The organism is Janthinobacterium sp. HH106 (genome assembly GCF_001758725.1).
Lineage (GTDB): Bacteria > Pseudomonadota > Gammaproteobacteria > Burkholderiales > Burkholderiaceae_D > Janthinobacterium.
The window spans coordinates 129,135-154,847 of the sequence record NZ_LRIC01000048.1; the positions used below are offsets into that span (position 1 = coordinate 129,135).

Sequence of the window (25,713 nt, forward strand, 5' to 3'; positions counted from 1 at the left end):
TGCGTGATGCGCATATCTTGCGGCATACTGGAGCCTTTCACCGGCCCGATACCCCCATGTCACGCAAAATTCCCATGCTGCAAGCGCTAAATTGTTTCGAAGCGGCCGCGCGCCACCAGAGCTATACGCATGCGGCGCGCGAACTGTCGCTGACGCAAAGCGCCGTGTCGCGGCAGATATCTTCCCTGGAAAGCTTTCTTGGCGTGCAACTGTTCCAGCGCACGCGCCATGGCGTGCTGCTGACCAGCGCCGGCGCCGCATATGCGCGCCAGATCGCGGCCCGTCTCGACGGCCTGGAGCGCGACACGCTCGACACCATGGCGCGCCAGGGCGGCGGCGGGGCGCTGCAGCTCGCGTCCGTGCCCACGTTTGCCACACGCTGGCTGATGCCGCGGCTGTCGTCGCTGGCCGGTTTGCACCCCGATATCGTCGTGCATATCGATGCCTATACAAAGCCGTTCATGTTTGCCGATACGGAATACGACGGCGCCTTGTACGCGGGCACGCCCGAGCAGCTGGCGCGCTGGCCCGGCACGCGCGCCACCTTGCTCATGCACGAAGAAATCGTGCCTGTCGCCAGCCCGCGCCTGTTGGCGGCGCGCAGCGCCTGGCAGCCGCAGGATTTATTGGAACTGACCTTGTTGCAGCAAAGTACGCGCCCGGGCGCCTGGCGCCAGTGGTTTGACGCCATGCAGGTCGATGGGGAACTGGCGCGCTACGGCGCCCGCTATGAGTTGTTTTCCATGCTGGCCATGGCGGCCGTGCAGGGGCAGGGCGTGGTCTTGCTGCCCCGTATGCTGGTCGAAGCGGAACTGGCGCGCGGCGAGCTGCGCATCGCATGCGAGCGCCCACTGCGCGGCCAGCGCGCGTATTACCTGATCACGCCCGAGGCGGCACATGAAAAAATGGCCTTGCAGCAGTTCCGCGTATGGCTGCAAGACGAGGCGGCCTAGACGACCTTGGCCGTATCGAAGTGTGGATTGTCGATCAGGCCGATCTGGTTGCCGAAGGGGTCGAGCAATTCCACCGTGCGGATGCCGTCGCCCACGTCCGTGATCGGATGGTGCAGGCTGCCGCCCAGCGCCACGATGCGTTCGACTTCCTGCTCGATGCCATCCACGCCCCAGTACGTCACGCTGCCCTGCGTGCCAGGCTGGCCGTCCGGCAGCAGTCCCAGCTCGAAGCCGCCGATGGCAAAGCCGACATAGAACGGCTGGTCGAAATACGGTGCCGTGCCGAATACCTGGCTGTACCAGGCTTTGGCCTTGTCCAGGTCGGGGACGGGATAGGTGACGGTACGCAAGCCCTTGATCATGTTCTGCTCCTGGTGAATGAAGAATAACGCCATCATGCCACCGGCGTGCGCGTGGCGATTGGAAAAATGGAAGGCGCTCGCGCGCGCCGGCCCGCCAGCCACGCGTCGGGCGAGCTGCGGGCGAATTCCTGGAAGTCGTGGATCAGGTGCGACTGATCGAAATAACCATATTGCAAGGCCATCTGCGCCCAGTCCTGCTGTCCCGCCACGCTTTGCATGGCCTGGCAGGCGGCGCGGAAACGGCAGATGCGGGCAAACAGCTTCGGGCTGATGCCCACTTGCTGGCGAAATTGCAGCGCCAGGTGCTGGCGCGACACGCCCAGCTGCTGCGCCAGTCCATCCACGCGCACCTGCCCCGATGCCGCCTCAATGGCCGCGATGGCATGGTCGGCCGCGCCGGCCTGGCGCCGTGGCGGCGCGGCACGCAGGCGCAGCAGCAGATATTCTTGCAAAATGGCAATTCTTTGTGCGTTGGACAAGGGCTCGCTCCATAGCGCGTCACCGAGGCGCGCCGCCAGCTCGCGGCCCCATAGCTGCTGCAATCCCGTGCGGCCATCGCTCAGTTCGCACAAGGGCAGCTGGAAGAAGCGTGCCGCTGCGCCCGGCTTGAAGCGGGCCGCCACCGTCTGCACCAGACCCTGGCTGACGACGGTAATCGGCGCCGTCATCATGCCCACGGCAAAGCTGGCGTCCTGCTGGTCCTGGCACAGGATGTCGATGCAATTGTCGGGCAAGACCTGGTGCGTGAAGGGCGTGGCGCCCGTCTGCACGCGGCAGGTCCAGACGCAGTCCAGCCAGGGGCGCAGGGCGGGGAGGGGCGGATATTCCTGGTAGATGATCATGGCCGGCTTTGATGCAAAGAACAAGATTGCCCATATATTACACAGCATAATTGTGCGCTTGCCAAAATTTGCCGGCCCGGGCCGCCAGCGCGCCGCGCTATCGGGCGGCGACAACCAGTATAATGCTCGGTTCATATCCACTATTGGCCGCACATCATGCAAGATAAATATAGTCCCGCCGACGTCGAACAAGCCGCCCAATCGCACTGGAAGGCGATCGACGCCTATAAAGCCGTCGAACACGACCCGCGTTTCCCAAAAGGCAAGTATTTTGCCTGCTCGATGCTGCCTTACCCTTCGGGCAAGCTGCACATGGGTCACGTGCGCAACTATACGATCAATGACGTGATGTACCGCTACCTGCGCATGAACGGCTACAACGTGCTCATGCCGATGGGCTGGGATGCGTTCGGCATGCCGGCGGAAAACGCGGCCATGGCCAACAACGTGCCGCCCGCGCAATGGACGTATTCGAACATCGCCCACATGAAGCAGCAGATGGAATCGATGGGCCTGGCCATCGACTGGTCGCGCGAAATGACCGCCTGCAAGCCCGAATACTACAAATGGAACCAGTGGATGTTCCTCAAGATGCTGGAAAAAGGCATCATCTACAAGAAGACGGGCACCGTGAACTGGGACCCGATCGACCAGACCGTGCTGGCCAACGAACAAGTGGTCGACGGCAAGGGCTGGCGTTCCGGCGCGCTGATCGAAAAGCGCGAAATCCCCATGTACTACGCGCGCATCACCGATTACGCGGAAGAGCTGCTGGCCTATGTCGATGACAAGCTGCCGGGCTGGCCCGAGCGCGTGCGCATCATGCAGACCAACTGGATCGGCAAATCGACGGGCGTGCGCTTCGCCTTCCCGCATGCGATCAAGGACGCGAACGGCGCCCTGATCGGCGACGGCAAGCTGTACGTCTTTACTACCCGTCCGGACACCGTCATGGGCGTGACCTTCTGCGCCGTGGCCGCCGAACACCCGCTGGCCATCCACGCCGCGCAAACGAATCCTGCTCTGGCCGCGTTCAATGCCGAATGCAAGCTCGGTTCCGTGATCGAGGCAGACATGGCAACGATGGAAAAGAAGGGCATGCCGACCGGCCTGTTCGTCACCCATCCGCTGACGGGCGCGCAAGTGGAAGTCTGGGTCGGCAACTACGTGCTGATCACCTACGGCGACGGCGCCGTGATGGGCGTGCCGGCGCACGACGAACGCGATTTCGGCTTTGCCAAGAAATACAATCTGCCGATCAAGCAAGTGATCGAAGTCAAGGGCCAGGAATTTTCGACGGATGCCTGGCAGGAATCGTATGGCAGCAAGGACGGCGTCTGCATCGCCTCCGGCAAATACGACGGCCTGCATTTTGCGTCCGCCGTCGATGCGGTGGCCGCCGATCTGGCGGAGCTGGGCCTGGGCGAAAAGAAAACCACGTTCCGCCTGCGCGACTGGGGCATTTCGCGCCAGCGCTACTGGGGCACGCCGATCCCGATGATCCATTGCCTTGAGTGCGGCGTGGTGCCGGTGCCGGAAAAAGACCTGCCGGTGGTGCTGCCGGAAGACTGCGTGCCGGACGGCACGGGCAACCCGCTGAACAAATATGAAGCCTTCCTGCAGTGCGACTGCCCGCAGTGCGGCAAGCCGGCGCGCCGCGAGACGGACACCATGGATACCTTCGTCGATTCGTCGTGGTACTACATGCGCTATACCTCGCCAGGCTCGAACGACGCCATGGTCGACGCGCGCAACGATTACTGGATGCCGATGGACCAGTACATCGGCGGCATCGAACACGCCGTCATGCACTTGCTGTACGCGCGCTTCTGGACCAAGATCATGCGCGACTTCGGCCTGGTCAAGTTCGACGAGCCGTTCGTCAACCTGCTGACGCAAGGCATGGTGCTCAACGAAACGTACTTCCGCAAGGACGCCGCCGGCAAGACCACCTGGTTCAACCCGGACGACGTGCGCTTGTCGCTCGACGACAAGGGCCGTCCGCAGTCCGCCGTCCTGGTGGCCGACGGCCAGCCGGTGGAAATCGGCGGCACGGAAAAAATGTCGAAGTCGAAGAACAACGGCATCGACCCGCAAGCGCAGATCGAGCAGTACGGCGCCGACACGGCGCGCCTGTTCACCATGTTCGCCTCGCCGCCGGAACAGACCCTGGAATGGTCGGGCAGCGGTGTCGAAGGCGCGAACCGCTTCCTGCGCCGCGTGTGGAACTTCGGCTATGCCCAGTCGGCAACGATCCAGGCCGCACTGGCTGGCGGCGCCGCACCGGCCACGGGCGACGCGCAGAAAAACCTGCGCCGCGAATTGCACAAGCTGCTGCAGCAAGCCGATTACGACTTGAAGCGCATCCAGTACAACACCGTGGTGTCGGCCTGCATGAAGATGCTCAACACGCTGGAATCGGCCAAGCTGGACGATAGCGCGCAGTCGAAGGCGCTGATCGCCGAAGGCTTCTCGATCTTCCTGCGCCTGCTCAATCCCGTCGCGCCGCACATCACCCACGTCTTGTGGGAAGAGCTGGGCTATGCTGGCGTGCACGGCGATTTGCTGAACGTGGCATGGCCGCAGGTCGACCCGCAAGCGCTGGAGCAGTCCGAGATCGAGATGATGATCCAGGTGAACGGCAAGCTGCGCGGCTCGATCACGGTGGCCAAGGATGCGGACAAGGCCAGCATCGAAGCGGCCGCGCTGGCGTGCGAAAGTGTGCAGAAGTACGTCGAGACCACGCCGAAGAAGATCATCGTCGTGCCAGGCAAGTTAATCAGCATCGTGGTGTAATCATGACGACTTCCTCTCAAGTATCGCTGTTGGGCCGCCGCGCCGTGCTGGCGTTGGGCCTGACCGTCCTGCTGTCGGCCTGCGGCTTTCACTTGCGCGGTTCGAACGGCAGTTTCATGCTGCCGTTCGCGACGATGTACATCGGCTTGCCCGACTCGTCGCCGCTGGCGATCGGCCTGAAGCGCTATATCCGCGCCATTGGCAGCACGGAGGTGGTCAATACCAGGGATGGCGCCGACGCCGTCCTTGAAGTGATCTCCGATCCGGAGATGAATCGTACCAAGACCATTTTGTCCCTGAACACCAGCGGCCGCGTACAAGAGTATCAACTCGGCTATTCGATCAATTTCCGCGTGGTGGACAAGGCCGGCAACCAGTTGCTGGCGCCGACGACCATCAGCCTGGTGCGCCCCATCACCTTCGACGACAGGCAGGTACTGGCCAAGGAAACCGAGGAAGCGGCGCTGTACCGCGACATGCGCAACGACCTGGTGCAGCAGATCATGCGCCGCCTGGCCGCCATCAAGCCGGTGCTGCCGGCCATGTCGGTGGCGCCGGTGACGCCGGCCGCGCCGGCCGCCCCGCAGCAGTAACGGGGACGCCATGCAATTGCGGATAGATGCGCTCGATGGGCATGTGGCCAAGCCGCTGGCGCAGCTGTATGTGATCACCAGCGACGAACACTTGCTGGCGCTGGAAGCGGCCGACAAGATCCGCCGCGCGGCGCGCGCGCAGGGCTACTCCGAGCGCGACGTGCTGACGGTGGAGCGCAGCTTCAAGTGGGGTGAACTGCTGGCGGCGAACCAGGAGCTGTCGCTGTTCGGCGATAAAAAACTGATCGAACTGCGCATCCCCACGGGCAAGCCGGGCAAGGATGGCGGCGCGGCGCTGCAAAGCTACGCGAAAAACCTCAGTCCCGACAACCTGACCCTGATCACCTTGCCCAAGCTGGATTGGGCCACGCAAAAGGCGGCCTGGGTCGCCAGCCTGCAGCAGGCGGCCGTGTATATCGACATTCCGAATGTGGAACGGGCACAGTTGCCGGCGTGGATATCGCAGCGCCTGGGCGCGCAGGGGCAAAGCGCCGAGCGTGCCAGCATCGACTTCATCGCCGAACGGGTGGAAGGTAACTTGCTGGCGGCGCACCAGGAAATCCAGAAACTGGGCTTGCTGCATGCCGCGGGCAAGCTGACGTACGAACAAGTGCAGGACGCGGTGCTGAACGTGGCCCGCTACGATGTCTTCAAGCTGTCCGAAGCCATGCTGGCCGGCGATCCGGCGCGCCTGGTGCGTATGCTCGAAGGTTTGAAAGGCGAGGGCGAGGCGCTGCCGCTGGTCTTGTGGGCCGTCTCCGAGGAAATCCGCACGCTGTTAAAATTGAAGGCCGGCATGGCGCAGGGGCGTCCATTGGGCGCGCTGCTGAAGGAATACCGCATCTGGGGTCCGCGCGAGCGGATGATGGAACCGGCCCTGCGGCGCATTTCGCTGCCCGTGCTGGAAGCGGCGCTGCAGCAGGCGGCGCAGGTGGACAAGATGATCAAGGGTTTGCGCGCCAAGGGCTATGCAGGCGATGCCTGGGACGCCATGCTGCAACTGGGACTGAAGATCGCCCGAGGCTAGTTTTTTACTATATGGATACGAGCATGGACATCACAGAATATATGCAGGACGTGGGCACGCGCGCACGCGCCGCTTCGCGCGCCATGGCGCGTGCCGACAGCGCCACGCGCAACCGCGCCTTGACCCTGATCGCCGCCGCCATCGTGCGCGATGCCGATCTGCTGCGCGCGGCCAACCAGCGCGACCTCGATGCGGCGGCCGCCGCCGGCCTGGCGCCGGCCATGCTCGACCGCCTGACCCTGTCCGACGCCGCCATCGCCACCATGGTCGAAGGCTTGACGCAAATCGTGTCGCTGGCCGACCCGATCGGCGAAATCTCGAACATGAAATTCCGTCCGACGGGCATCCAGGTGGGCCAGATGCGCGTGCCGCTGGGCGTCATCGGCATCATCTATGAAGCGCGTCCGAACGTGACGGTGGACGCGGCCGGCCTGTGCATCAAGAGCGGCAACGCGACGATCTTGCGCGGCGGCTCGGAAGCGATTCACTGCAACCGCGCGCTGGCCAAGCTGGTGGCCGAGGGCTTGCTGGGTGCCGGCCTGCCTGCCGATGCCGTGCAAGTGATCGACACCACCGACCGCGCCGCCGTCGGCGCTTTGATCACCATGCCGCAGTATGTGGACGTCATCGTGCCGCGCGGCGGCAAAGGCCTGATCGCGCGCCTGATGGAAGAGGCCACCGTGCCGATGATCAAGCACCTCGACGGCATCTGTCACGTCTACATCGACGCCAAGGCGGACCTGAAAAAAGCCGTCGATATCGGCTTCAACGCGAAGTGCCACCGCTACGGCACCTGCAACACCATGGAAACCCTGCTGGTGGCGCGCGCCATCGCACCGGCCGTGCTGCCGCAGCTGGCCGAACTGTACCTGACCAAACAGGTGGAACTGCGCGCCGATCCGGAAAGCCATGCGATCCTGGCCGCCGCCGCTTATCCGCACCTGGTAGCGGCCACCGAGGAAGACTGGTCCACCGAATACCTGGCCGCCATCCTGTCGGTGAAGGTGGTCGACGGCATCGACGAAGCGATGGACCACATCAACCGGTATTCGTCGAAGCACACGGAGTCCATCATCACGGAAGACTACAGCGATGCGCTGCGCTTCCTGCGCGAAGTCGATTCCGCCTCGGTGATGGTGAACGCCTCGACGCGTTTCGCCGACGGTTTCGAATATGGCCTTGGCGCCGAGATCGGCATCTCGAACGACAAGCTGCACGCGCGCGGTCCGGTGGGCCTGGAAGGCCTGACCTCGCTCAAGTACGTGGTTTTCGGCCACGGCGAAGTACGCAAATAGTCTCATTCGCGGGCGGCCCACAAGGCGGCCCGTGCTCTTGTTTCTCTCCACCTCTGACACTGGGAACCCCATGCTCTTTCTCTGGACCAAAGCCTTCCACATCATCTTCGTCATTTCCTGGTTCGCCGGCCTGTTTTATTTGCCGCGCATCTTCGTGAACCTGGCGATGGAGACGGAAACGGTGGCCACCGAGCGCCTGCTGCTGATGGCGCGCAAGTTGTACCGCTTCATGTCGCTGCTGGCGCTGCCGGCGATGGTGCTGGGGCTGGCGTTGATGTGGATGCTGTATGGCGGGAGCCAGGGCGGCATGAAGATGCCGGGCTGGATGCACGCCAAACTGACCTTCGTGGTGCTGCTGCTCGGCTATCACCACGCTTGCGGTTCCATCCTGCGCAAGTTTGAAAAAGGTCTCAACAAGCGCAGTCACACCTGGTTCCGCTGGTTTAATGAAGTGCCGGTGGTGATGCTGCTGGCCGTCGTCGTGCTGGTCGTGGTCAAGCCTTTCTAAGGGAGTCGAAATGAGTGCAAGCCAGAGCAAAGTCGTGCAGTATTTTTTTGCGCCCCACTCGCCATGGACCTACCTGGGGCATGCGCGCCTGATGGCCATCGCCGCGAAGACGGGCGCACAGATCGACGTGCGTCCCTTTGACCTGGGCAAGGTCTTCAGCGTATCGGGCGGCCTGCCGCTGGCCAAGCGCGCACCGCAGCGCCAGGCGTACCGCCTGGCCGAACTGGCGCGCTGGTCGGCCTTTTTGCAGGTGCCATTGACCCTGCAGCCGAAGTTCTTCCCCGTGTCGCCGGAAGCGTCGGCCAAGCTGATCATCGCCACGCGCCTGGCGCACGGCGTGGAAGCGTCGCTGAAACTGGCGCACGTCATCATGCGCGGCCTGTGGGCGGAGGAGCGCAACATCGGCGACGAGGAAACCCTGGTGCAGATCGCGTTTGACGCCGGTTTCGACGGCCGCCAGTTGCTGAAAACGTCGGAGACGGCCAGCGTGCAGGCGGAATACGACGCCAATACGGAAGCGGCCACGGCCGCCAGCGTGTTCGGTTCGCCATGGTACATCGTCGATGGCGAAGGGTTCTGGGGGCAGGACCGCCTCGATTTTGTCGAGCGCGCGCTGGCGAAATAATTATGGAAAGATGTCAATGTAGGTCGGATTAGCGCTTTGCGCGTAATCCGACAAGCTCAGTCGGCAGCGGTGTTTGTCGGCTTACGCCCTGGCGGGCTAAGCCGACCTGCGCAAGATATTGGATGTAGGTCGGATTAGCGCTGCGCGCGTAATCCGACAAGTTTTGAAATTTTTAGTTAATTGTTTTTCAACGGATAAAAGGTACACCATGGCTTCATATTTTTGCCCATGCCCGCGCGGCATGGAAGCGGCGCTGGCCGAGGAACTGGGCGAGATCGCCCAGGATAGTGCGACCATGAAGGTCCACAACCAGGTGCCGGGCGGCGTCCATTGCTCCGGCGACCTGCTCGATTCCTACCGCATCAACCTGCATTCGCGCATCGCTTCGCGCGTGCTGATGCGCATGGCCCATTCCGGCTACAAGACGGAAAACGATATTTACGACCTGACCCTGGCGCAAGCGTGGGAAGACTGGTTCGGCGTGCACCACACGATCCGCGTTGACGTCACGGCCGTGAAATCGCCGCTGCGCAGCCTGGAATTCACGACACTGAAAATCAAGGATGCGATCTGCGACCGCTTCCGCGACCAGTTCAACGAGCGTCCATCGGTCAACACCAAGACGCCGGACATGCGCATCGTCGGCTTCCTCGACGCGCATACCTTCACCGTCTATCTCGACACCTCGGGCGAAGCCTTGTTCAAGCGCGGCTGGCGCGAAGAGACGGGCGACGCGCCGCTGCGCGAAAACCTGGCCGCCGGCCTGCTGCGCGTGTCGGGCTGGAAGCCTGGCATGGTGCTGTTCGACCCGATGTGCGGTTCCGGCACCATCCTGGCCGAAGCGGCGCAGATGCTGCAAGGGATACCGCCGGGCGCCTCGCGCCAGTTCGCGTTTGAAAACTTCCACGACTTCGATCCGGCGCCGTGGAATGCCATGAAAAACGCCATCAAGGTCAATCCGCTGCCGGCCGAACCGACCATTTTCGGCAGCGACATTTCGGGCGACATGGTCGCCATGACGCGCCATAACCTGCGTTGCGCCGGCGTGCGCTTCGACGTGCCCCTGAAACAGATCGAGGCGCAGGAAGTCAAGCCGCCGAGCGACGTGCCGGGCATCATGCTGACCAACCCGCCGTACGGCGAGCGTATTGGCGTGCGCGGCGACAGCACCATCCCGGAAGATGAACTGTCGACGTCGTTCTATTCGGCCATGGGCACGACCCTGAAGCAGCGCTTCGCCGGCTGGACCGTGTTCCTGTTCACGGCCGACCTGGGCCTGCCCAAGCTGCTGCGTCTGAAGGAAGCGCGCAAGACGCCATTCTTCAACGGTGCGCTGGAATGTCGTTTGTTCCGCTTTGATATGGTCGCCGGTTACAACCGCCGCGAAGAAGCCAAGCCAAAAAATAACTGATCAAACCTGCTGCGCGTCGGGATAGGCGGCCTGTGATGCTTGCCGTACTCGTGTACGGCTGCGCTTCTCGGCCAGCTCTCCCTTCCGCTCGCGACGGTTTTATCAGCTATTTTGGCGTCTGTAGACGTCTGTAGACGTCTGTAGTAACGCAGTACCTCGCGCGGACCGCAACCGGTCCGCGCGCCACTTTGGATCCGCCATGTTTCCCACCCCTCCGGCCGATGTGCCGCCCGACCCGGTCACGCCCGTTCCGCCTCCCACACCGAGCCACATGGCGCCGCTGAGCCGCGGTGCGCTGGCGATGATGCTGGCCGGGCTGTCGATGCTGGGTCCCCTGTCGATCGATACCTATCTGCCCGCGTTTGGCGCGATCCAGGGTTCGCTGCAGGCGTCGCCGCTGGAAGTGCAGCAGTCGCTGACGTTCTACATGCTGGCCTTTGCCGGCATGGTGCTGTGGCATGGCGCGATCTCGGATACCTTCGGCAGGCGCAACGTCATTCTCGTGTCGCTGCTGATGTTTGCCATCGGTTCGCTCGGCTGCGCTTCGGCGCACACGGTGCATTACCTGTGGTTCTTCCGCATCATGCAGGGCGTCTCGGCCGGCGCCGGCGTGGTGATCAGCCGTGCCATCATCCGCGACCTGTATGCCGATGCGGCGGCGGCGCGGCTGCTGTCGCTGGTGACGATGATCTTTTCCATCGCGCCGGCCGTGGCGCCGATTCTGGGCGGCTGGATCGTCATCTGGTTCGACTGGCGCTCGATCTTCCTGTTCCTCGCCTTCTACACGGTGGTGCTGCTGGCGTTCTGCTACTGGCGCCTGCCCGAAACCCTGCCGATGGAAAAGCGCCAGCCCTTCAATCCCCGCTTCCTGGCGTCGAGCTATGGCCAGATCCTGCGCTCGCCCCTGTTCCACATCAAGGCCGGCATCGTCGCGCTCAATTTCGCGGGCCTGTTCCTGTTCATCACGGCCGCGCCGGAAATGCTGCCCAAGCAGCTGGGCCTGGGGCCATCGCAATTCGCCTGGCTGTTCATTCCCTGCGTGAGCGGCATCTTCATGGGCGCCGCGGCGGCCAACCGCATCGCCGGCAAGGTCACGTTCGCGCGCCAGATCGGCATCGGCTTTGCCTTCCTGCTGTGCGCCGCCAGCGTCAATGTCGTGTATCACCTGTTCCTGCCGCCCTCCTTGCCCTGGTCGGTGCTGCCCTTGTTCTTCTATACCTTCGGCATGTCGCTGGTGGGTCCGGGCGCGACCCTGCTGGCGCTCGACCTGTTCCCGCACATCCGCGGCACGGTGGCCTCGTGCCAGTCGTTTGCCAGCACCTTGCTGGGCGCCGTGGTGGCCGGCGTGATCTCTCCTCTGCTGTCCGGTTCCGTGCTGTGGCTGGCGTCGGGCCAGCTGGCGTTTACGGGCCTGGCGCTGGCGCTGTGGCTGATATCGCGGCGCTTCCGCCACCGTTTGCTGGGTTCCTTCAAGGCATAAGTTTCCATCGCAGAACGCTGGATTTATTTCAACTTAATTTTCTATATTGCAAGTAATATCCGGCGCTTATGATAAGATGACTGCTTTTCCCGGCATCCTCTCAGGCGACATTTTTTGGGTTACAGGAGTGGAGGATTCCTCTGAACGTGGCCGCGCTTCGCTGCTGAGCGCTCTTCCTTTTCAAACCGGCAATGCCTGATACGATGCATCAATCTGATCAAGATATTCGCAATCGCCTGCTGATTGCCCGCCTGCCGGCCATGCCGCAGATCCTCCTCAAACTGATCGCCCACCTGCAGGCCGACGATGCCGGCATGCCGGAGCTGGCCGCGCTGATCGCCAAGGATGCGGGCATGACCAGCAAGATCCTCGGCGTGGCCAGCAGCTCGGCCTACCATCGGCAGAGCAAGGTCGTCAGCCTGGAACAGTCGCTCGTGTCGCTGGGCACGGACATGATCAAGACCCTGGTCATCAGCGAATCCGTCTTCCAGACCTTCAACAGCTTTCCCCATTCCGGCAGCACGGATTTGCGCGCCTTCTGGAAAAGTTCGCTGTCGGCCGCCGTCATGGCGCGCGCGCTGGCCAAGGCCATGGCCTATCCGCACGTCGAGGAAGCATATCTGGCCGGCTTGCTGCACAACGTGGGCCGCCTGGCCCTGCTGGCCACGGCGCCGAAGGAATACGCGTTCAATTTCACGGCGCGCGACGATGCCGCCCTGTGCGCGGTGGAGCAGCGTACCTTGCAGATCACGCATGCCGAAGCGGGCGCGTGGCTGATCGAGCGCTGGCATCTCGATTCCTTCCTGGCCGACAGCGTGCTGTATCACCATGAGCCGCTGGCGCGCCTGGAAGCGAGCCATCCCCTGATCCGCATCGTGCGCCTGGCGCACCTGCTGTGCTGCCATGCCGACGATGCGGAGTCGATCACGCAGGCGGCAAGCCTGTGCGCGCTGGACGTCGAGACACTGGACGAGCTGGCCGGCAGCGTCGCGCGCCAGGTGGAGCAGGCCGCGCAGCACCTGGGCATCGACCTGGCCGGCGCGGACGATATCGCCACGCCGCCCGCCTTTGCGCCGCCAGCCGTCGATCCGGTGCAGCGGCGCCTGTCCGACGAAGTGCGCAATATGGTGCTGGTGTCGGAAGTGGGCCAGACCTTCGCCCGGCAGCAGGGCGAGAGCAGCCTGCTCGAAGCCATCACGCGCTCGGCGCGCATTCTGTTCGATTTCGACACCGCCGTCATCCTGCTGCAAAACCCCACCGGCCATGCGCTCGTCGGCGTGGCGGCGGGCGAACATCAGCAGCGCCTGGCCGGCTTCTCGATCCCGCTGGCCAAGGGCGGCCTCCTGGCCGCCTCGGCGCTGGAGTGTCAGCTGGCGTTCCTGAAACGCGACATGCCGGCGCTGGGCATCGTCGAGGAGCAGCTGTTCCGCATTCTCGGTACCGATAGCCTGGTCTGCGTGCCCTTGGCGTCGGGCCAGCGCAGCCTGGGCGTGCTCATTGGCGGCGTGGCGGCGTGGCAGATTCCCGCTTGCCAGAAGCGCGAGGGTTTTCTGCGCGCGTATGCCAACCAGGCCGCCACGGCGCTGGAAACGGCCATCAGCGCGCGCGGGCTGGCGCGGCGCCAGCTCGATCACGTGACCGAGGAATACCGCGCCGCGTCGCGCCGCGTCGTGCACGAAGTGAATAACCCGCTGTCCATCATCAAGAACTATCTGAGCGTGCTCGATCACAAGCTCGAGAAGCAGGAACCGGTGTCGGGTGAAATGGCGATCCTGAACGAGGAAATCGACCGGGTCGGCCAGCTGATCGGCGGCCTGGCCGATCTGCAGCCGGCGGCGGCCAGCGGCGTGACCGATTGCGCGCGCGTGGTCGACGATGTGCTGCGCCTGTTCCGCGCCACCGACTTCCTGCCGCCGAAGATCGAGGTGGTCACGCGCATGCAGGACGCGCCATGCGAGGTAGAGGCCGATGCCGACATGCTCAAGCAAATCCTGCTCAACCTGTTGAAAAACGCCGTCGAAGCCCTGCCCGATGGCGGGCGCATCGAAGTGGAGAACCGTGGCCACGTGAACCGCGACCGCCGCCTGTACCTGGAGCTGTGCGTCAGCGACAATGGCGCCGGCCTGGCGCCGGAAGTGCTGGCCAATCTGTTTTCCCCCGTGCGCAGCAGCAAGGCAGGCGCGCATCACGGCCTGGGCTTGTCCATCGTGCATGACCTGGTCACGCGCCTGCATGGCGTGATCGGCTGCCGCAGCAGCAAGTCCGGCACCTCGTTTGAAATTTTACTGCCCATTCCCTTGCCGGCAAGCGCTGCAGCCGCGCTGCCCTCGCCCGGCAATACCGCCATGTCTTCGTAACGTCCATGAACTCCTCCGCCATTCCGTTTGACCTGGAAAACAGCCCGCGCATTTTGCTGGTCGACGACGAGCCCCGCCTGCTCGCCTCTCTCCACGAATTGCTGAAGGACCGCGGCTACCAGCTGCACACGGCCACCTGCGGCAGCGAGGCGCTGGCGCAGTTGTCGAAACTGCGCTTCGACCTGATCCTGCTCGACTTGCGCCTGCCCGACATGAGCGGCCATGAAATCATGGACCACATCAACCGGCGCGGCATCGAGGGCGACGTGATCGTCATGAGCGGCGACGTCGGCATCGAGGCGGCCATCGGCGCCCTCAAACGCGGGGCCTACGATTATCTGCGCAAGCCCTACAGCCGCGAGGAGCTGCTCAAGACGGTGGAGAACGCGCTGCAAAAGAGCCAGCTGGCGCTGGAGAACGAGCGCATCGCGCTGCAGCTGGAAAACTCGGAAAAGATGTACCGCTACCTGGTCGACAGCTCGCCCGACATCATCTATACGCTGAACCACGAAGGCCGCATCACCTTCATCAACGACAGGGTGCACCAGTTGCTGGGCTTTAGCCGCGAGGAGCTGATCGGCAGCCATTACTCGATTCTCGTGCACGATGAAGACCAGGAGCGGGCGCGCTATGCCTTCAACGAGCGCCGCCTCGACGAGCGCGCCTCGCGCAATGTGGAACTGCGCCTGAAGTGCCATAGCGGCAGCGGCAGCGACCGGACCTTCAACAACACCCTGATGACGATTCCGCTCAACTCGATCGGCATGCACGGCCACGACCAGGAAGCGAAAAAGCAGGAGTACTTCGGCACCTACGGCGTGGCGCGCGACATCACCGACCGCAAGCGCGCCGAGGAAGTCATCTCTTACCAGGCCTATCACGACATCCTGACGGACCTGCCGAACCGCATGCTGTTCAAGGACCGCCTGGGGCTGGCCGTCATCCAGGCGCGGCGCAAGCTGACGGAACTGGCCGTGATGTTCATCGACCTCGATCGTTTCAAGCTGGTCAACGACACCCTGGGGCACGTGAAGGGCGACGAGCTGCTGCAGCAAGTGGCGCTGCGCCTGAAGGATTGCCTGCGCCGCGGCGATACCCTGGCGCGCCAGGGCGGCGATGAATTCACCATCGTGCTGCCGGAACTGCGCGACCGCCAGGATGCGCGCCTGATCGCCGACAAATTCCTCGAATGCCTGCACCAGCCGTTCGACCTCGATGGCAACCAGGTGCATATTTCAGCCTCCATCGGCATCGCCATCTATCCGGGCGACGGAGAGACCATCGACGAGCTGCTGCGCCACGCCGACATCGCCATGTACCAGGTCAAGGCGCTGGGCAAGAACGGCCACAGTTTCTATCACGAGTCCATGCTCGACGTGTCGCACCAGAAGATCGCGCTCGAACAGAGCCTGCGCAAGGCGCTGGAGCTGAATCAGCTGGAGATGTATTACCAGCCGCAGGTGGACGTGATGACGGGCCGCATCGTTGGCGCCGAAGGCCTGATGCGCTGGAACCACCCGCAGCGGGGTTTGCTGACGGCCGGCGAATTCCTGCCGTTCGCCGAGGAAAACGGCTTGATGCTGCCGATCTCGGACTGGATGCTGGGTGCCCTGTGCCGCGACCTGGTGCAGTGGAACGCGGCTGGCGGCGAAGCCGTGCGCCTGTCGCTCAATTTGTCGCCGCAATACCTGGACCGGGGCGACTTTTTCGAGAAGATGCGCGGCGCGCTGACGCGCTACGGCATCGCGCCGGAAAAGATCGAAGTCGAGATCACGGAAAACATCTGCATCCGCAACCCGCAGTACGCGATCGAGCAGTTGAACAAGCTGTGCCAGCTGGGCGTGTCGGTGGCCATCGACGATTTCGGCACCGGCTATTCCTCGCTGTCGTACCTGCACCGCTTCCCCATCCACACCATCAAGATCGACCAGTCGTTTGTGAAGGAAATCCACGACGAGCACGGACACTATCCCGTCATCCTGGCCATCATCTCGATTGCGCGCGGCCTGGGCCTGCACCTGATCGCCGAGGGTGTGGAGACGGAAGGGCAGGCGCGCTACCTGCAGGACAAGGGCTGCACCACGATGCAGGGCTATCTGTACCACCGGCCCATTTCGCTGGGCAGTTTTATCGGCGTGCTGCAGGAGCAGAACCGCCTGATCGCCGATGCCGCTCCCGCGCCGTCCCCGACGCTGACCATCGAGGCTTGACCGTGTCGCTTGCCGATCCCCGCTACACGGCTGCTCATTACACGGCTGACTACCTGCGCCTGAAAGGACTGGCCGAGAAAGGCAATGCGAACGCCCAGCATAGCCTGGGCTTCATGTATTTCAATGGCCAGGGTATCGGGCAAAGCTATGCGCTGGCGCTGCACTGGTACGGCCTGGCTGCCGCGCAGGGACTCGAGCATGCGCAATACAACCTGGGCGTGATGTGCCAGAAGGGCCAGGGCGTGCCGCAGGATTTTGCGCAGGCGGCGCACTGGTACCAGCAGGCGGCCGAACAGGGCTACGCGGCGGCCCAGTACAACCTGGGCTGGCTGTATGCCAAGGGCCAGGGACTCGCGCAAGATAGCGGACAAGCCATGCTGTGGTTCAGCCGCGCGGCGGAGCAGGGCGACGCGGGCGCGCAAAACAACCTGGGCATGATGTACGACAATGGCAAGGGCGTGCCGCAGGACTTCGTGCAAGCCATCGCCTGGTACCGCAAGGCGGCCGAACAGGGCTATGCGCGTGCGCAGTTCAACCTGGGCCTGCGCTACGACAATGGCCAGGGCGTGCGCCAGGATCGCCAGCAGGCGACGGCCTGGATGCGCAAGGCCGCCGAGCAGGGTTATGCGCCGGCCCAGTTCAACCTGGCGCTGCGCTATGAAAATGGCGACGTGCTGCCGCAGGACAGCCGGCAGGCGATCAGCTGGTACCGGCGCGCGGCCGAGCAGGGCCACGCCAGTTCGCAGTTCAACCTGGGCCTGATTTACGACAATGGCCAGGGCGTGCCTTGCGATAAACAGGCGGCGCTGGAGTGGTATGTCAAGGCGGCGGGACTGGGTCATGCGGCGGCCCAGCACAACCTGGGCCTGCATCATGAACATGGCGCCCACGATTACGCGCAGGCGCAAGCGTTTTACCGCCAGGCCGCCGAGCAGGGCTTCCCCGCCGCGCAGTATCAGTTGGGACTGCTGCATGAGCATGGACAGGGCGTGCCTGCCGATGCGCAGGAAGCCATCTTCTGGTACCGCAAGGCGGCCGACCAGGGACATGTGCGCGCGCAGTTCGACCTGGGCCTGCGCTATGAGCATGGCCAGGGTGTGCCGCAGGATCTGTCGCTGGCGCTGGAATGGTACCGCCGCGCCGCCGAGCAGGATTACGCGCCGGCGCAATACATGCAGGGCGTCTTGCACGACCGCGACGATGGTCCTGCACCCGACAGCCAGCAGGCATGCGCCTGTTACTGCCGCGCCGCCGCCCAGGGCCACAGCCTGGCCCAGTTCGCGCTGGGCCTGCGGCACGACAATGGCCAGGACGTGCCGCAGGACTATGCCGCCGCCTGGGATTGGTATGCGCTGGCCGCGCGCCAGGGCCATGCGCGGGCGCAGATGAATCTGGGCTTGATGGCGGCCAGCGGCCAGGGCGCTCCGCTCGATTTGCAGCAGGCGTATATCTGGCTGTCGATGGCCTCGGCGGCCGGCGTGGCCGGCGCGGAAAAATCCCTGCGCCAGACGGCGGCGCGCATGCGCGAGACGGATCTGAACCAGGTGCGCGAGCGCCTGGAAGCGCTGGCCGATTAATTCACGCTCTCATTAAAATCGTCGCGCGCCACGCTGGCATTGAGGATGCCAGGTATGTCAAGAATGGGTCTTTATTTTACTGAAAACGGTTAACGCCATCTTCAAGAAAGATTGCGCATATTAATCCCGAATGAGAGTATCATAATATTCAAAAAAAATATCAAACACATAATATTCTGTCGCAGTAGTACGTTCAGTCAGGTCGTCCATCGACGATTGCACACTCGGGAACGCCTGTGAATTCGTTCAAGTGAGCAAAGGAAAGTAATATGATTTTAGTGACTGGTGGCGCCGGCTTCATCGGTTCCAACTTTGTAAGAGACTGGCTGGCGCTCAACGATGAGCCTGTAATCAATTTTGACAAACTGACCTACGCTGGCAATCTCAGCAATCTGGCCAGTCTGGAGCAAGACCCGCGGCATATCTTCGTACGCGGCGATATTTGCGATACTGTCCACGTCTCCCGCCTGCTGGCCGAACACCAGCCCCGTGCCATCGTGCATTTTGCCGCAGAGAGCCATGTCGATCGCTCGATCCATAGCCCCGGCGAATTCATTACCACCAACGTCAACGGCACCTTCAGCCTGCTCGAGGCCGCACGTGCTTACTGGTCTGGCCTGACAGGCGACGCCAGGGACGGCTTCCGTTTCCTGCACGTCTCGACCGACGAGGTGTACGGCACCCTGGGACCGAACGACCCGCCATTTACGGAAACGACGCCGTATGCGCCCAACAGTCCCTATTCGGCATCGAAAGCGGCGTCCGATCATCTGGTGCGCGCGTATTTCCATACCTATGGCATGCCGGTGCTTACCACCAACTGCTCTAACAACTATGGTTCCTTCCATTTCCCGGAAAAACTGATTCCGCTCATCATCAGCAATGCCCGTGCCGGCAAGGCCTTGCCTATCTATGGCGATGGTATGCAAGTGCGCGACTGGCTGTACGTGGGCGACCATTGCGCGGCGATCCGCCGCGTCCTGGAAGCGGGACGCCTGGGCGAGGTCTACAACGTGGGCGGCTGGAATGAAATGGCCAATCTGGAAGTCGTGCATATCTTGTGCGACATCCTCGATACGCTCGATCCCAAGGCGTCCGGCAGCTATCGCGAACAAATCACCTACGTACTGGATCGCCCAGGCCACGACCGTCGCTATGCCATCGACGCGCGCAAGATCGAGCGCGAACTGGGCTGGAAGCCGGCCGAAACCTTCGCCACTGGCATCCGCAAGACCGTCCAGTGGTATATGGAAAACCAGGTCTGGGTACGTGATGTGCAGTCGGGCGATTACCTGAAGTGGGTAGAGAAAAATTACGCGGCACGCGACACAGCCGAGGAGCAGCAATAATGGGAAACGCCATCGAACGCAAGGGCATCATCCTCGCAGGCGGTTCCGGCACGCGCCTGTACCCTGTCACCATGGCCGTGTCGAAGCAGCTGCTGCCCGTGTATGACAAGCCGATGATCTACTATCCGCTGACCACGCTGATGCTGGCTGGCATACGCGACATCCTGATCATTTCCACACCACAAGATACGCCGCGCTTCCAGGAGTTGCTGGGTGACGGCAGCCAGTGGGGCATCAAACTCAGCTACGCCGTGCAACCCACGCCGGATGGCCTGGCACAGGCGTTCATCATTGGCAAAGAATTTGTCGGCAATGCGCCATCGGCCCTGATTCTGGGCGACAACATCTATTATGGCCATGACTTTGAAACGCAGTTGCGCGTAGCCTCGGCACGCACCAGCGGCTCGACCGTGTTCGCTTACCATGTCACCGATCCGCAACGCTATGGCGTGATCGATTTCGACGCGCAACGTCACGCCGTCAGCATCGAGGAAAAGCCGCTCAAGCCAAAATCGAATTACGCCGTCACCGGCCTGTATTTCTACGACAGCCAGGTCTGCGACATCGCCGCCAGTATCGTGCCTTCTGCGCGTGGCGAGCTGGAAATCACGGATGTCAACCGCGCCTACTTGGAACGCGGCCAATTGAACGTCGAATTGATGGGCCGCGGCATGGCCTGGCTTGATACGGGCACCCATGAATCCTTGTTGGAAGCGGGCCAATTCATCGCTACCATTGAAAACCGCCAGGGCTTGAAAGTTGCCTGCCCCGAGGAAATCGCTTACCGCAAGGGATATATCGATGCCGCCAAACTGGAGCAGCTAGCCCGGCCGTTGAAGAAAAACGCCTACGGTCAATATCTGTTGCGTTTGCTCGACGACAAAATATTCTGAGGTGCGCTGCGCTTTCCACCTAGTTCATACGATACCGATATACCATGCAAATCCAGACCACAGCCATACCTGACATATTGATACTCGAACCGACGGTATTCGGTGACGACCGCGGCTTTTTCTATGAAAGCTTTAACCAGAAGCGCTTTGCCGAACTGACCGGCGTTACGCGCTCTTTCGTGCAAGACAATCATTCCAAGTCGGCCAAGGGGGTGTTGCGCGGCCTGCATTATCAGATCCAGCAGCCGCAAGGCAAACTGGTGCGCGTCACCGCCGGCGCAGTATTCGACGTCACCGTCGACCTGCGTAAAAATTCGCCAAGCTTCGGTCGCTGGGTCGGCGTGGTGCTGTCGGCTGCCAACAAACGCCAGCTATGGATTCCCGAAGGCTTCGCCCACGGCTTCCTGGTAACCAGCGACAACGCTGAATTTTTGTACAAAACCACCGATTACTGGGCGCCGGAATTTGAGCGTAGTATCTTGTGGAATGATCCGGCAATCGGCATCGACTGGCCGCTGGACGGCGAACCGCTCTTGTCGGGCAAGGACAAAGCCGCGACGTTGCTGGCCCATGCCGACGTCTTTGCCTGAGCACGGCAAGACAGCCGTGCCGCATTCACTGGAACAATTATGATCCGTATCTTAATTACAGGAAAAACCGGCCAGGTTGGCTACGAACTGGAACGCAGCCTGCAAGGCCTGGGAGAAATCATCGCGCTCGACCGCAGGCAGATGGATCTGGCCGATTTGACCCAGGTACGCGACATGATCCGCCGCCTCAAGCCGACGCTGATCGTCAACCCGGCCGCCTACACCGCCGTCGACAAAGCGGAAAGCGAGCCAGAGTTGGCCATGCGCATCAATGGCGAGGCGCCGGCTGTCATGGCCGAGGAAGCAAAAAAATTAGGTGCTGCAATGATTCATTACAGCACTGATTATGTCTTTGATGGATCGAAAAACGGTCCCTATGTCGAGACCGATCCGACGTGCCCTGTCAATGTGTACGGCAGTAGCAAGCTGGCCGGCGAACAGGCGATCCAGGCAGCCGGCATCCCGCATCTGATCCTGCGCACCAGCTGGGTCTACAGCATGCATGGAAAGAACTTTCTGCTGACCATGCTCCGCCTGGCGCAGGAGCGCGACGAGCTCAGTATCGTTTCCGACCAGGTCGGTGCACCCACCTGGAGCCGCACCATCGCCGACACCACCGCGCATATCGTGGCGCAAAGCGTCGTTGCCACGAACCGCCAAGCATGGTGGGACAAACGCTCTGGTTTATATCACTTGACGGCACAGGGACAAACCAGCTGGTTCGGCTTCACTGAGGCGATCATGGCACATGCCTCGATTGCCAAGAAGCCGCGTCTCAGACCGATACTCGCGCAAGCCTACCCGGTACCCGCACGGCGGCCTGCCAATTCGGTGCTGTCTTCGGAACGGTTGAAGAAGACCTTCTGCGGATTGCCGCAGTGGCAGGATGCGTTGAAGCTATGCCAGGACTGAGGATATAAAACATGTAAGAGAAACAATTGCCGTTGTAAAGCTGAACTAGCGGGGCAAGCCAGGCCCCGAGCTGCTTAGGCGGAGCCGACAGAATGCTGGCCAACGACCGGAAGTCCAAAGACCTGATCGTTGAAAACGATATCCATGTTTGCCATATGGTCCAGGTCCTGAAGAGGACGTCGCAGCCATGCGCGGCACTCCACAAATTTGCCAAGTACTCGCCATCCCGCGTAAAATGCAGGCTTCGCGGGTGTAGCTCAATGGTAGAGCAGAAGCTTCCCAAGCTTACGACGAGGGTTCGATTCCCTTCACCCGCTCCATTTTTCGCTGGCGCCTGGCTTGATGCGGCGCGGCTACTTATTTCTCCATTCCCATGTCTTCTGATACCCCAGCAAACGGCCCGGCGCGGCCGATGATGTACGATCCGACCGAACACCGCATCCGCAGTTTTGTCACCCGCGCGGGACGGCTGTCTGTCGCGCAGGCGCGCGCGCTTGAGACCTTGGGGCCGCAGTTCCTGTTGCCATTCGCCAAGGAGTCCATGGACTTCGAGCAGGTGTTCGGCCGCAAGGCGCCCGTGATCCTGGAAATCGGTTTCGGCATGGGCGCGACGACGGCGCATATCGCCAAAGCCATGCCGGAGAAGGATTTCATCGGCGTCGAAGTGCATACGCCTGGCGTCGGCAGCCTGCTGAAGCTGATCGGCGAAGAGTCGCTGACGAATCTGCGCCTGCTGCAGCACGATGCGGTGGAAGTGCTTACGCACATGATCCCAGCCAATTCGCTGGCCGGCATCCATGTGTTTTTCCCTGATCCATGGCACAAGGCGCGCCACAACAAGCGTCGTTTGATCCAGTCGCCATTCGTCAAGCAATTGACCGACCGCCTCGCGCCGGGCGGCTATCTGCATTGCGCCACCGATTGGGAAGATTACGCGGTGCAAATGCTGGACGTGCTGGGCGCCGAGCCTCAACTGTGCAATAGCGCCGATGCTTATGCGCCGCAACCGGCATATCGTCCGCTGACCAAGTTTGAAAACCGCGGCTTGAAGCTGGGCCATGGCGTGTGGGATCTGGTGTTCATCAAGAAATAAACACATTATGGCGGCTTGCCCACCCCTGCCATTTGCATAAAAATGAAGCCTGCCGCAGCAATGCGGCGGGCTTTTTTATTACGTGCGCAGCCTTGTGCGGGCTTGGCAAAGCGGGGAAATTCCGCTAGTCTTATCTTTTTTGCATTGATTGATATTATGTCCAAGAAAATACTCGTGACCGGCGCATCCGGTTTCATCGGTTCGCATACCTGTGTCGAATTGCTGGCTGCCGGTTTTGATGTGGTCGCGGTGGATAATCTGTGCAATAGCGCGCGCGAAGCGATGGCGCGCGTGGAGCGCATTGCCGGCAAAAGCGTGCCCTTCTATGAAGCGGACGTGCGCGACCGCACGGCCATGGCCGCCGTCTTGCGCGAGCATGCCATCGATGCGGTGATCCATTTCGCCGGCTTGAAAGCCGTGGGGGAGTCCGTGGCCCAGCCGCTGATGTACATGGACAACAATGTGTCGGGCACCGTGGCGCTGCTGGAAGTGCTGGCGGCGGCGAACGTGAAGCGTTTTGTGTTCAGCTCGTCGGCCACCGTGTATGGCGATCCGGAAGCCTTGCCGATCGTGGAATCGTCGCGCCTGTCCGTGACCAATCCGTACGGCCGCTCGAAGCTGATGGTCGAGGAGATCCTGGCCGATCTCGTGCATGCCGATGCGCAATGGCAAGTCGGTGTATTGCGCTACTTTAATCCCGTCGGCGCGCATGCCAGCGGCTTGATCGGCGAAGATCCGGCCGGCATCCCGAACAATCTGATGCCCTTCATCGCCCAGGTGGCCGTGGGCCGCCGCGAGCGCCTGGCCGTCTTCGGCAACGACTACGACACGCCGGACGGTACGGGCGTGCGCGACTACATCCACGTGGTCGACCTGGCGCTGGGCCATGTGGCGGCGTTGAACCGCCTGTTCTCCACCGAGGGCGGCTTTACCGTCAACCTGGGCACGGGTCACGGTTATAGCGTGCTTGATACCGTACGCGCCTTCGAGGCCGCCAGCGGCCGCAAGGTGCCATACGACATCGTGCCGCGCCGCCCCGGCGACATCGCCAGCTGCTACGCCTCGGCCGACAAGGCGAAGCAATTGCTGGGCTGGCAAGCGCAGAAAAACATCGACGACATGTGCCGCGACCACTGGCGCTGGCAGCACCAGAATCCGCAAGGCTACGCGGCGTAAAAAAGTCCGCCAGATACAAAAAATCCCGCTCACACGCAAGTGTGGCGGGATTTTTTTAACAGCGCCAGTAACTCAATGGCGCCTGAAAAATGTCTGGGGCCAGGCGCAAATCCGAAGACAGTACGCCAGTACGGCGAGGGGCAGGCAACAACGCCCCGGGCATTTTCTCAGGCAGCCATTATGGATACAGGCCGCGTACTTCGCGCGCCTGCAGCACGCGCGTGCACGCCAGGATGAAGGTGGCGGTACGCATCGACACTTTCTTCTCTTGCGACACTTGCCATACCGCGTCGAACGCTTCGCGCATGATGCGGGTCAGGCGGCTGTTGATTTCTTCTTCCGTCCAGAAGAAGCTCGAGAAGTTCTGCGCCCACTCGAAGTAGCTGACGGTCACGCCGCCGGCGTTGGCCAGCACGTCTGGCACGATCAGCACGCCGCGGTCGGTCAGGATGTCGTCCGCTGCAGGCAGGGTCGGGCCGTTGGCGCCTTCCAGGATGATCTTGGCGCGGATGACTTGTGCGCGTTCGGCCGTGATCTGCTGTTCCAGCGCGGCCGGGATCAGGATGTCGCAATCGATGCCCCAGAAATCTTCGCGCGGCACGAATGCCTCGGCGCCCGGGAAGCCTTCGACGCTGCCCACTTCGGCCACGTGTGCCAGCAATTGCGGGATGTTCAAGCCGCCGGAATGCACGACGGTGGTCTTGTGGTCTTGTACCGCGACCACTTTCGAGCCGGCTTCAGCGAACATGCGGGCAGCGACGCCGCCCACGTTGCCGAAACCTTGCACGATGACTTTCGCGCCTTCGAGCGACATGCCGACCTTGGCGGCCGCATCGCAACCGACGACGAACACGCCGCGGCCCGTCGCATCGCGGCGACCCAGGCTGCCGCCCAGCGAGATCGGTTTGCCCGTCACCACGCCGGTCGACATATTGCCGCCGATCATGGCGTAGCTGTCCATCATCCACGCCATGACTTGTTCATTCGTGTTGACGTCCGGCGCCGGGATATCCTTGTTCGGTCCGATGATCATGCTGATCTCGCTCGTGTAGCGGCGGGTCAGGCGTTGCAGTTCGTTGCGCGACAGGGTCTTCGGATCGACGCGGATACCGCCCTTGGCGCCGCCGTATGGCACGTTGACCGCCGCGTTCTTGACCGTCATCCAGGCCGACAGGGCCATCACTTCCGACAGGGTCACGTCCTGGTGGAAGCGTACGCCGCCTTTACCCGGGCCGCGCGACAGATTGTGCTGCACGCGGTAGCCTTCGTAGTGGGCAATGGTGCCGTCATCGCGCTCGATAGGCACGTCGACCGTCAGGATGCGCTTTGGACGCTTCAGCGTTTCCACCCAGCGCGACAGGTTGCCCAGGTACGGCGTGACGCGGTCGATCTGCTCGAGGTAGACGCCCCATGGGCCCAGGTCTTCAGGATTGAGGTAGGAAGGAAGTGCGTGCTTGCTGGTCATGCTTGATAAGCTCCTGGACAAAACGGTGGTGTAATGCCGAAAAATCTACTGCGCGTCGTGCTTTGCGGCCGGCGATGCTCGCTGTACCTTGGTACAGCTGCGCTTCTCGGCCACAAATCACTGCCGCTCGCTACGATTTTTCCTGGCATTCAAAAATGCTGTGGTAGGCGCAATCAATTGAGTTGCGCGCAGCGGAACC

Annotated in this window: 22 protein-coding genes and 1 tRNA gene; 19 read left to right on the forward strand and 4 right to left on the reverse strand. The window is 62.3% G+C overall.

Annotation, left to right across the window (positions count from 1 at the left end; genetic code table 11):
• The first annotated feature begins 56 nt into the window (after positions 1-56).
• Positions 57-953, forward strand: coding sequence for a LysR substrate-binding domain-containing protein (locus JAB8_RS18115; protein WP_070290851.1), 897 nt, complete (start codon positions 57-59; stop codon positions 951-953).
• On the opposite strand, the gene JAB8_RS18120 is transcribed toward JAB8_RS18115, so the two are convergent.
• Together JAB8_RS18120 and JAB8_RS18125 are read right to left on the reverse strand one after the other, a co-directional pair.
• The gene (locus JAB8_RS18120) at positions 950-1,351 is read right to left on the reverse strand and encodes a VOC family protein (protein ID WP_227742056.1); all 402 of its coding nucleotides are present in this window, start codon (positions 1,349-1,351) and stop codon (positions 950-952) included. The two genes, JAB8_RS18115 and JAB8_RS18120, sit on opposite strands and share 4 nt — an antisense overlap.
• Positions 1,348-2,181 carry a DUF6597 domain-containing transcriptional factor gene (locus JAB8_RS18125; protein ID WP_254679543.1) on the reverse strand — a complete coding sequence of 278 codons (834 nt, stop codon included), beginning with the start codon at positions 2,179-2,181 and terminating at the stop codon, positions 1,348-1,350. Before JAB8_RS18125 ends, JAB8_RS18120 begins: the two co-directional genes overlap by 4 nt.
• Before the next feature lie 132 nt (positions 2,182-2,313).
• On the opposite strand from JAB8_RS18125, the gene leuS reads away from it, so the two are divergent.
• The 17 genes from leuS to trmB all read left to right on the forward strand — a co-directional run bounded on the left by leuS (position 2,314) and on the right by trmB (position 22,873).
• Positions 2,314-4,953: a leucine--tRNA ligase gene (gene leuS / locus JAB8_RS18130; RefSeq protein ID WP_070290853.1), complete on the forward strand. Its 2,640-nt coding sequence runs from the start codon at positions 2,314-2,316 to the stop codon at positions 4,951-4,953.
• A 2-nt stretch (positions 4,954-4,955) separates the two neighbouring features.
• Complete coding sequence (lptE, locus tag JAB8_RS18135) at positions 4,956-5,546, forward strand: LPS assembly lipoprotein LptE (RefSeq protein WP_070220522.1); 591 nt, start codon at positions 4,956-4,958, stop codon at positions 5,544-5,546.
• 10 nt (positions 5,547-5,556) lie between these two features.
• Positions 5,557-6,573: a DNA polymerase III subunit delta gene (holA, locus tag JAB8_RS18140; RefSeq protein WP_070290854.1), complete on the forward strand. Its 1,017-nt coding sequence runs from the start codon at positions 5,557-5,559 to the stop codon at positions 6,571-6,573.
• 23 nt (positions 6,574-6,596) lie between these two features.
• A complete protein-coding gene (locus JAB8_RS18145; protein ID WP_070290855.1) occupies positions 6,597-7,868 on the forward strand; it encodes a glutamate-5-semialdehyde dehydrogenase in 1,272 nt (423 codons plus the stop codon).
• A 70-nt stretch (positions 7,869-7,938) separates the two neighbouring features.
• A complete protein-coding gene (locus JAB8_RS18150) occupies positions 7,939-8,376 on the forward strand; it encodes a CopD family protein (protein WP_070220518.1) in 438 nt (145 codons plus the stop codon).
• A gap of 10 nt (positions 8,377-8,386) precedes the next feature.
• The gene (locus JAB8_RS18155; protein WP_070290856.1) at positions 8,387-9,001 is read left to right on the forward strand and encodes a 2-hydroxychromene-2-carboxylate isomerase; all 615 of its coding nucleotides are present in this window, start codon (positions 8,387-8,389) and stop codon (positions 8,999-9,001) included.
• 241 nt (positions 9,002-9,242) lie between these two features.
• The gene (locus JAB8_RS18160; RefSeq protein ID WP_070220514.1) at positions 9,243-10,412 is read left to right on the forward strand and encodes a class I SAM-dependent RNA methyltransferase; all 1,170 of its coding nucleotides are present in this window, start codon (positions 9,243-9,245) and stop codon (positions 10,410-10,412) included.
• Between the two features lie 199 nt (positions 10,413-10,611).
• A complete protein-coding gene (locus tag JAB8_RS18165; protein WP_200880291.1) occupies positions 10,612-11,892 on the forward strand; it encodes a multidrug effflux MFS transporter in 1,281 nt (426 codons plus the stop codon).
• Between the two features lie 203 nt (positions 11,893-12,095).
• The gene (locus JAB8_RS18170) at positions 12,096-14,249 is read left to right on the forward strand and encodes an HDOD domain-containing protein (protein WP_070291058.1); all 2,154 of its coding nucleotides are present in this window, start codon (positions 12,096-12,098) and stop codon (positions 14,247-14,249) included.
• Positions 14,250-14,254: 5 nt separating this feature from the next.
• A complete protein-coding gene (locus JAB8_RS18175; protein WP_070220512.1) occupies positions 14,255-16,459 on the forward strand; it encodes an EAL domain-containing protein in 2,205 nt (734 codons plus the stop codon).
• Positions 16,460-16,461: 2 nt separating this feature from the next.
• Entirely contained in the window at positions 16,462-18,036 is a 1,575-nt protein-coding gene (locus JAB8_RS18180) for an SEL1-like repeat protein (RefSeq protein WP_254679544.1), read from the forward strand.
• Positions 18,037-18,305: 269 nt separating this feature from the next.
• Positions 18,306-19,385 (forward strand): dTDP-glucose 4,6-dehydratase, encoded by a 1,080-nt coding sequence (gene rfbB, locus JAB8_RS18185; protein WP_070290858.1) that lies wholly within the window; start codon positions 18,306-18,308, stop codon positions 19,383-19,385.
• Positions 19,385-20,278 carry a glucose-1-phosphate thymidylyltransferase RfbA gene (gene rfbA / locus JAB8_RS18190; RefSeq protein ID WP_070220506.1) on the forward strand — a complete coding sequence of 298 codons (894 nt, stop codon included), beginning with the start codon at positions 19,385-19,387 and terminating at the stop codon, positions 20,276-20,278. Before rfbB ends, rfbA begins: the two co-directional genes overlap by 1 nt.
• A gap of 44 nt (positions 20,279-20,322) precedes the next feature.
• Positions 20,323-20,868 carry a dTDP-4-dehydrorhamnose 3,5-epimerase gene (rfbC, locus tag JAB8_RS18195; RefSeq protein ID WP_070220504.1) on the forward strand — a complete coding sequence of 182 codons (546 nt, stop codon included), beginning with the start codon at positions 20,323-20,325 and terminating at the stop codon, positions 20,866-20,868.
• 39 nt (positions 20,869-20,907) lie between these two features.
• Positions 20,908-21,780 carry a dTDP-4-dehydrorhamnose reductase gene (gene rfbD, locus JAB8_RS18200; RefSeq protein WP_070290859.1) on the forward strand — a complete coding sequence of 291 codons (873 nt, stop codon included), beginning with the start codon at positions 20,908-20,910 and terminating at the stop codon, positions 21,778-21,780.
• A gap of 246 nt (positions 21,781-22,026) precedes the next feature.
• Positions 22,027-22,100, forward strand: a tRNA-Gly gene (locus JAB8_RS18205).
• Positions 22,101-22,192: 92 nt separating this feature from the next.
• Complete coding sequence (gene trmB, locus JAB8_RS18210) at positions 22,193-22,873, forward strand: tRNA (guanosine(46)-N7)-methyltransferase TrmB (RefSeq protein ID WP_070290860.1); 681 nt, start codon at positions 22,193-22,195, stop codon at positions 22,871-22,873.
• 5 nt (positions 22,874-22,878) lie between these two features.
• Here the strand turns inward: trmB and JAB8_RS29565 are convergent, their stop codons facing one another.
• Positions 22,879-23,070 (reverse strand): hypothetical protein, encoded by a 192-nt coding sequence (locus JAB8_RS29565; RefSeq protein ID WP_175445214.1) that lies wholly within the window; start codon positions 23,068-23,070, stop codon positions 22,879-22,881.
• Here JAB8_RS29565 and galE point away from each other — a divergent pair.
• A complete protein-coding gene (galE, locus tag JAB8_RS18215; RefSeq protein WP_070290861.1) occupies positions 23,030-24,049 on the forward strand; it encodes a UDP-glucose 4-epimerase GalE in 1,020 nt (339 codons plus the stop codon). The genes JAB8_RS29565 and galE overlap by 41 nt on opposite strands.
• A gap of 178 nt (positions 24,050-24,227) precedes the next feature.
• Here the strand turns inward: galE and JAB8_RS18220 are convergent, their stop codons facing one another.
• Positions 24,228-25,514: a Glu/Leu/Phe/Val dehydrogenase gene (locus JAB8_RS18220; protein WP_070220497.1), complete on the reverse strand. Its 1,287-nt coding sequence runs from the start codon at positions 25,512-25,514 to the stop codon at positions 24,228-24,230.
• Positions 25,515-25,713 lie beyond the last annotated feature (199 nt).

What these genes read in the sequence shown, in the direction of transcription:
- JAB8_RS18115 (WP_070290851.1), top strand. Translation starts at nt 57, where the DNA reads ATGTCACGCAAAATTCCCATGCTGCAAGCGCTAAATTGTTTCGAAGCG.
- rfbC (WP_070220504.1), top strand. Translation starts at nt 20,323, where the DNA reads ATGCAAATCCAGACCACAGCCATACCTGACATATTGATACTCGAACCG.
- trmB (WP_070290860.1), top strand. Translation starts at nt 22,193, where the DNA reads ATGATGTACGATCCGACCGAACACCGCATCCGCAGTTTTGTCACCCGC.
- JAB8_RS18120 (WP_227742056.1), bottom strand. Translation starts at nt 1,351, where the DNA reads ATGATGGCGTTATTCTTCATTCACCAGGAGCAGAACATGATCAAGGGC.
- JAB8_RS18155 (WP_070290856.1), top strand. Translation starts at nt 8,387, where the DNA reads ATGAGTGCAAGCCAGAGCAAAGTCGTGCAGTATTTTTTTGCGCCCCAC.
- holA (WP_070290854.1), top strand. Translation starts at nt 5,557, where the DNA reads ATGCAATTGCGGATAGATGCGCTCGATGGGCATGTGGCCAAGCCGCTG.
- JAB8_RS18160 (WP_070220514.1), top strand. Translation starts at nt 9,243, where the DNA reads ATGGAAGCGGCGCTGGCCGAGGAACTGGGCGAGATCGCCCAGGATAGT.
- rfbB (WP_070290858.1), top strand. Translation starts at nt 18,306, where the DNA reads ATGATTTTAGTGACTGGTGGCGCCGGCTTCATCGGTTCCAACTTTGTA.
- leuS (WP_070290853.1), top strand. Translation starts at nt 2,314, where the DNA reads ATGCAAGATAAATATAGTCCCGCCGACGTCGAACAAGCCGCCCAATCG.
- JAB8_RS29565 (WP_175445214.1), bottom strand. Translation starts at nt 23,070, where the DNA reads ATGAAACCGGATGCGCCGGTCACGAGTATTTTCTTGGACATAATATCA.
- JAB8_RS18150 (WP_070220518.1), top strand. Translation starts at nt 7,939, where the DNA reads ATGCTCTTTCTCTGGACCAAAGCCTTCCACATCATCTTCGTCATTTCC.
- lptE (WP_070220522.1), top strand. Translation starts at nt 4,956, where the DNA reads ATGACGACTTCCTCTCAAGTATCGCTGTTGGGCCGCCGCGCCGTGCTG.
- galE (WP_070290861.1), top strand. Translation starts at nt 23,030, where the DNA reads ATGTCCAAGAAAATACTCGTGACCGGCGCATCCGGTTTCATCGGTTCG.
- JAB8_RS18175 (WP_070220512.1), top strand. Translation starts at nt 14,255, where the DNA reads ATGAACTCCTCCGCCATTCCGTTTGACCTGGAAAACAGCCCGCGCATT.
- JAB8_RS18145 (WP_070290855.1), top strand. Translation starts at nt 6,597, where the DNA reads ATGGACATCACAGAATATATGCAGGACGTGGGCACGCGCGCACGCGCC.
- JAB8_RS18220 (WP_070220497.1), bottom strand. Translation starts at nt 25,514, where the DNA reads ATGACCAGCAAGCACGCACTTCCTTCCTACCTCAATCCTGAAGACCTG.
- JAB8_RS18165 (WP_200880291.1), top strand. Translation starts at nt 10,612, where the DNA reads ATGTTTCCCACCCCTCCGGCCGATGTGCCGCCCGACCCGGTCACGCCC.
- rfbA (WP_070220506.1), top strand. Translation starts at nt 19,385, where the DNA reads ATGGGAAACGCCATCGAACGCAAGGGCATCATCCTCGCAGGCGGTTCC.
- JAB8_RS18170 (WP_070291058.1), top strand. Translation starts at nt 12,096, where the DNA reads ATGCATCAATCTGATCAAGATATTCGCAATCGCCTGCTGATTGCCCGC.
- rfbD (WP_070290859.1), top strand. Translation starts at nt 20,908, where the DNA reads ATGATCCGTATCTTAATTACAGGAAAAACCGGCCAGGTTGGCTACGAA.